This is a genomic window from Streptosporangium pseudovulgare, assembly GCF_014648055.1.
GTDB lineage: Bacteria > Actinomycetota > Actinomycetes > Streptosporangiales > Streptosporangiaceae > Streptosporangium > Streptosporangium pseudovulgare.
Genome location: NZ_BMQJ01000064.1, coordinates 1 through 792, shown reverse-complemented (window position 1 = coordinate 792; position 792 = coordinate 1). Strand labels below are relative to the sequence as shown.

At 68.7% G+C, this 792-nt stretch carries 1 protein-coding gene; it reads right to left on the bottom strand.

From position 1 onward, the window contains the following. A partial coding sequence (locus IEZ10_RS38470) for a DNA-directed RNA polymerase subunit beta (protein WP_444545410.1) occupies nt 1–792 on the bottom strand: 792 nt, incomplete at both ends.

Sequence of the window (792 nt, the reverse complement as noted above, 5' to 3'; positions counted from 1 at the left end):
CAGCGACTGCATCTCCTTGATGAGCACCTTGAAGGACTCGGGGATGCCCGGCTCGGGGATGTTCTCGCCCTTGACGATGGCCTCGTAGACCTTCACGCGGCCCACGACGTCGTCGGACTTGATGGTCAGCAGCTCCTGCAGGGCGTAGGCGGCGCCGTAGGCCTCCAGGGCCCAGACCTCCATCTCACCGAAGCGCTGGCCGCCGAACTGGGCCTTACCGCCGAGCGGCTGCTGGGTGATCATGGAGTACGGGCCGGTCGACCGCGCGTGGATCTTGTCGTCCACCAGGTGGAGCAGCTTCAGGATGTAGATGTAGCCCACGGCGATGGGATGCGGGAACGGCTCGCCACTGCGGCCGTCGAACAGCCTGGCCTTGCCGGTGCCCCCCACCAGCCGATCCCCGTCGCGGTCGACCAGCGTGCTGCCGAGCAGGCCGACGATCTCCTCCTCGCTGGCGCCGTCGAACACCGGGGTGGCGACGTTCGTGCCCGGCTCGACGCGGTCCAGTCCCCGCTCGCGCAGCCGTTCGGCCCAGGCCTCCTCGACGCCGGAGATGTCCCAGCCCCGGGCGGCGATCCACCCCAGATGGGTCTCCAGCACCTGCCCGACGTTCATCCGGCCCGGCACGCCGAGCGGGTTGAGGATGATGTCGACCGGGGTGCCGTCCTCCAGGAACGGCATGTCCTCCACCGGGAGGATCTTGGAGATGACGCCCTTGTTGCCGTGCCGGCCGGCGAGCTTGTCCCCATCGGTGATCTTGCGCTTCTGCGCCACGTAGACCCGGACCAGCTC